This window comes from Kitasatospora sp. NPDC101235 (genome assembly GCF_044767505.1).
In the GTDB taxonomy this organism is placed as follows: Bacteria; Actinomycetota; Actinomycetes; order Streptomycetales; family Streptomycetaceae; genus Kitasatospora.
In genome coordinates, this window is the sequence record NZ_JBIWNZ010000078.1 from 1 (window position 1) to 4,569 (window position 4,569).

A 4,569-nucleotide genomic window follows, 5' to 3' on the forward strand; every position below is an offset into this window, starting at 1 on the left:
CTGGGCGGCGGTGGTGGCCTGCTGTTCCTTGGTGGCCACCGAGTAGCCGTCGCCGAGCGCGGCCTTGATCGCCGTCTGGGCGGCGGTGTGGCTGGCGCCGGGGGCGGTGTCGACCGTGATGCCGGTGAACTGGTCGGGCTTGCCGAGCAGTTGGGCCTGGGCGGCGGTGGTGTCGACGTAGGCCATGGTCACGCCGGGGTTGCCGGTCCGGTAGGTGACGGTGCCGACGAGGGTGCCCGGGGTGGAGCCGGCGGGGGTGAGGATGCGCAGCGGGTCGCCGAGGCGGATGTTCTTGTGCCGGGCGCTGGCCTGGTCAAGAACGATCTCGCCGGCCTTGGTGGGGGCGTGTCCCTGGGCGAGGTGAACCTGGGGGTCGTCGTACCAGTTCTGGCCGAGGGTGGGGGCGCCGATGGTGGGGCCGACGGGCTTGTTGTCCTTGTCGACGACGGTGAGGTTCTGCAGGCTCACCTGACCGTGCGCGGCCTTGACGCCCGGGACGGCGGCGACCTTGGCCACCGCGCTCGCGGGCAGGGTCGGGGTCTCGCCGGACAGGCCGCGGTCCTCGACCTCGGGGTGAAGGCCTGCTTCGGCTTGACCGTCACGTCGGCGGCGGTGGAGCCGGCGATGTCGGTGAACGCGACGTTGATGGTGTCGGAGAACACCAGGGTGCCGGAAACGAACGCCACGCCGAGCAGGACGGCGAGGGTGGACAGCGCCATCCGGCCCTTGTGGGCGAGGAAGTTGCGGATGCCGGCCTTGATCATCGTCAGCTGCTCCGTCCGGCGCCGTCGAACTCGCGCATCCGGTCCAGCACGGAGTCGGCTGTCGGGTCCAGCAGCTCGTCGACGATCCGCCAGGCGTCTATCCGCTGGAGGATTGACTATCTGATGGCCAGTCAGAAACTTGCGGACACCGCCATCGAGGCCTACGTCGAACGCCCCGCCTCCCATGCCGAACGCTGGAGCGACCACGCACCGGTGACAGCCGTCTTCGACATCGACCAACTCCTCTAGCACTGAACCGAATTCGGGAAGCTGGCTTGAACTGCTGCGGTTCGTCGCACGCCCTACCGGAGCAACGATTGCGGCTGCTACTGACACTGCAACCGCACTATGCGGCGCTTCACCATCCTGACTGGCAGTCAGCCAATGTTCCGGAAACGCCTCGGTTTGTAAAAACCAAGGCCGTCTGGCGAGAGTCGCCCCGCGGCACAGGTGATGACTCCGGGCAGTCGATCGCCGGCTCGCCCGGTTCATCAGTCGGCCACCACTTCGGCAAGGCGGCGTGAGCGTCTAGAGTCAGGCCTTCGTACCCGGCCGCCGATCGGCCGGGTACGAGCCCACTGGTCTCGGCGCGGTCGGGTTCCTCTTCGTCGGTGCCCGGCTGGAGGGGAGCGAGCAAGTCCTGTGCTACCCAGTCCGGCAGGGTGAGCGCGACGGGAACCGGCAGCAGGGCGTCACGTCGGAGGGATTCCTCCTTCCAGACGGCCTCGGTGAGCCAGGCGAACGTGTCGTCGTCGAGCAGGTCGGGGTGGCAGGCTGCGGTGTCCGCGAGCCGCTCGGCGTCGGGGAAGGCGGGCGGGAGGCCGCCGCTGTTCGCGGCGCGGGCGACAGCGCGGCGGGCAGCGGTCTCGTACCAGCCGGATCCCCACCATTCGCCGACCGACTCGGTGCGGGAACCGTGCAGGGTGAGCAGCCGCAGGACGGTGTCCGGTCCGAGGGTTTCGTCGGCGGTCTGCCAGAGATCGATTTGGCGGTGGATGGGGGCGAGGATCGGTGCCCGGCCTTCTTCGAAGATGTCGCTGAGCGCTCTGCCGTCTGCGAGTCGGCGGGCGGGTGTGGTGAGGGCGAGGCGGACGGCCGGCCAGTCGACGCCTTCGGGGTGGACGTGGGGCAGCACGGCGCGGGTGGTGGCGATGTTGGCGCGGGCCATCGTGATGTCGCGGATCTTGAAGTGCCATTCCTCGACGTCGCTCTCGCGGCGCCAGCACCATTCGGCGATACCGCGGGCGGCCGCGGTGGGGACGGGGTCCGGGACGATCAGCGGGTAGGCGCGCAGTCCGGCGCCCGCCCGCCAGGAGAACTCCTCCCCGAGCGCCGCGATCGTCTCGGATCCGTCGTCGCCGCCCCGGTGGCGACTGATCGCGTCGCTGATGTGGTCGGCCCATAGCAGCATGACCAAGTCGTGGCGCAGACCCTTGGCGGTGTCGGGCAGGTGGATGCGGGTCGCGTCGAGGAGTCCCGCCCCGGCGAAGGCCCGGCGTGCGGCTTCCGCCTTCGCGGCTTGGGTCGGATGTCCGCTGAGGTCGATGACGAGGTCGTCGTCGAGCGGGAACAGGGGCGGCAGGCTCTCGTCCCCGCCCCAGCCCCACCCGTCGGTCGGGTCGTCCACGGTGAGCTGGGCCGTTTCGGGGTCCCAGTGGACGCTGATGTGGAAGTTCGAGCGGGACAACTCCATCGCAGCCGGCAGGGTATCGGGGCTTTCGTCGGCCTCGTCACTCTCGCCCCAGATCTCGCCGGCTGCCCAGCCGGCCCGCCTCAGCGGTGCGGTGAGCCGGACGAGCAGGCGCGGGCCGGCGGCGTGCGGCGAGGTGGCAATGGAAGGCGTGAGGTCCATGGGGCGAGGTGCTTTCGGGTGCTCGGGCTGGTGCGGAGTGGTAGCGATGAACGTCATGGCGTGTCGTGACGGCGGGCGGCCTCGGCCTTGTCCTGGAGGTCACGGACGATGCGCCGCCAGCGCCGGGATCCGCTCGTATACCAGGAATCCTGGCCCGCCGGATGCCAGTTGGCCAGCTCGCGCAGCTGCTCCGTGATCCTCTCCAGGTCGAGGTGCTCGTGGCCGCCCCGCTCGAGGTCGAGGTCCTGGGCGATCCCGTGGAGGCGGTGCGCCGCGCGGTAGTACGACAGCTGAGTATCGGTGAGCCGGCGCACGGCGTAGCCGCCGCACTTGCTGCACCAGTGGTAGTTGAGGTCCTCGCGGCCGAGGAGGTCTGCTGGGGTTAGGAGGTCGTCGTCCGCGACGCCGCGCTCGTTGGAGTGCCTGCAGAGGGGTGAGTGGCCCTTTCCCTGGATCCGCGGGTTGGCGTTCGTGGTGTAGATCTGGACGTCCGCGAGGACACCGAGCGGGATGCCGCTTCCCCTTCGCCGCCGGTCTCCGGTCGCGGGCTCGAACGGTTCGAGGTCGAGGGTTTCCTCGGCGAGTAGACCGTGCCACACCGCTTTGGGCACAGTGCGACGGTGGCCGTCACGGTCGTGGCCTCCATCGAGGGTGCGCAGGTCGTGCACGCCGCGGAGGATGGCGAGGAGCCGCAGGTTGGGTTCGCGGCCCCGGTCGTCGGAGGCGAGCCAGGCGGCCGCCGAGGCCGAGCAGGTCCTGCGCCGCTTCACCCGCGGCGGGCCGAAGCGGCCTGCTCCATTGTGGAGAACAGCGTCCGGTACAGGGCTTCTCGTTTGAGGCTCTGCCACAGGCTCTCGGCCAGGGCGTTGTCGTAGCTGGAGCCGACCCGACCCATGCTGCGACGGATCCCGTACCGGTCGCAGACGCCCGCGAACGCCGCTGAGGTGTATTGGGTGGATTCAACCGGTCGTTGCAACACCTTGATCGTGGAGGTGTCGGATGGGACGGCCTGCGGGGTGGACGACGAAGGTGACGGGGCGTCCGGCGATGCGTTCGCCGGGTCGGCCGCCGGTGCGTCGGGACGTGGAGCGCGCGTTCTGGGTGAAGATCGCTGAAGGTCTCACGAGCGAGGATGCCGCGGTGGCGTGCGGCGTGTCCGGGCCGGTCGGTTCGCGATGGTTCCGCGATCGTGGCGGGATGCCTTCGATCCAGCTCAGTCCGTTGTCAGGCCGGTATCTGTCGTTCGCCGAGCGCGAGGAGATCGCCCTGCTGAGGGCCCAGGATACGGGCGTGAGAGAGATCGCCCGCAGGCTGGGGCGCTCGCCGTCGACGATCTCTCGCGAGCTGCGGCGCAACGCGGCCACGCGGTGCGGGCAGCTTGACTATCGGGCCTCGATCGCACAGTGGAAGGCCGAGCTGGCGGCGGGCCGGCCGAAGACGGCGAAGCTCGCAACCGACGAGCGGCTGCGTGATTACGTGCAGGACCGGCTGGTCGGCGTGATCCAGGCGCCGGACGGGATGCCGGTGTCGGGCCCGGCGACACGGGAGTGGAAGGGACGGAACAAGCCCCGCCGTCAGGACCGGCGTTGGGCCACGGCGTGGAGTCCGGAGCAGATATCCAAGCGGTTGCCGGTCGACTACCCGGACGACGAGTCCATGCGGATCTCGCATGAGGCGATCTACCAGGCCCTCTACGTCCGGGGCCGCGGCGCGCTCGAGCGTGAGCTGGTCGCGTGCCTGCGGACCGGGCGTGCCCTGCGGGTTCCTCGATCGCGCACCCGCCGGAAGGCGGCCGGGCACGTCACGCCCGACGTGGTGATCAGCGAGCGCCCTGCCGAGGTCGAGACCCGGGCAGTTGCCGGCCACTGGGAGGGCGATCGTGCGACACGAAGTTGCACGAATTTGAGTGGGCTGACCGATTGGAGAGGCGGCTGATGGTGGGGCCGTAGGTGC

At 69.9% G+C, this 4,569-nt stretch carries 5 protein-coding genes and 3 pseudogenes; 2 read left to right on the top strand and 6 right to left on the bottom strand.

What is annotated here, in order from left to right:
• From ACIRRH_RS43745 to ACIRRH_RS43755, 3 genes and pseudogenes are all read right to left on the bottom strand, one after another.
• The coding region (locus tag ACIRRH_RS43745; protein ID WP_403079067.1) for an ABC transporter permease at positions 1-516 on the bottom strand (516 nt) is incomplete at its 3' end.
• A complete protein-coding gene (locus ACIRRH_RS43750; protein WP_403079068.1) occupies positions 465-764 on the bottom strand; it encodes a hypothetical protein in 300 nt (99 codons plus the stop codon). The genes ACIRRH_RS43745 and ACIRRH_RS43750, both read right to left, overlap by 52 nt.
• Before the next feature lie 2 nt (positions 765-766).
• A pseudogene (locus ACIRRH_RS43755) lies at positions 767-853 on the bottom strand (ABC transporter ATP-binding protein); the annotation flags it as partial.
• A 16-nt stretch (positions 854-869) separates the two neighbouring features.
• On the opposite strand from ACIRRH_RS43755, the pseudogene ACIRRH_RS43760 reads away from it, so the two are divergent.
• A pseudogene (locus tag ACIRRH_RS43760) lies at positions 870-1,013 on the top strand (exodeoxyribonuclease III); the annotation flags it as partial.
• 109 nt (positions 1,014-1,122) lie between these two features.
• Here ACIRRH_RS43760 and ACIRRH_RS43765 read toward each other — a convergent pair.
• From ACIRRH_RS43765 to ACIRRH_RS43775, 3 genes are read right to left on the bottom strand one after another with little or no spacing between them, the layout of a single operon-like run.
• Entirely contained in the window at positions 1,123-2,616 is a 1,494-nt protein-coding gene (locus ACIRRH_RS43765; protein ID WP_403079070.1) for a hypothetical protein, read from the bottom strand.
• A 53-nt stretch (positions 2,617-2,669) separates the two neighbouring features.
• Positions 2,670-3,386, bottom strand: a complete 717-nt coding sequence (locus ACIRRH_RS43770; protein ID WP_403079071.1) for a hypothetical protein — start codon at positions 3,384-3,386, stop codon at positions 2,670-2,672.
• Positions 3,383-3,592, bottom strand: a complete 210-nt coding sequence (locus tag ACIRRH_RS43775; RefSeq protein ID WP_403079072.1) for an integrase core domain-containing protein — start codon at positions 3,590-3,592, stop codon at positions 3,383-3,385. Before ACIRRH_RS43775 ends, ACIRRH_RS43770 begins: the two co-directional genes overlap by 4 nt.
• A 23-nt stretch (positions 3,593-3,615) precedes the next feature.
• Between ACIRRH_RS43775 and ACIRRH_RS43780 the strand changes: the two are divergent.
• Positions 3,616-4,494 (top strand): annotated as a pseudogene (locus ACIRRH_RS43780) (transposase); the annotation flags it as partial.
• Positions 4,495-4,569: the final 75 nt, after the last annotated feature.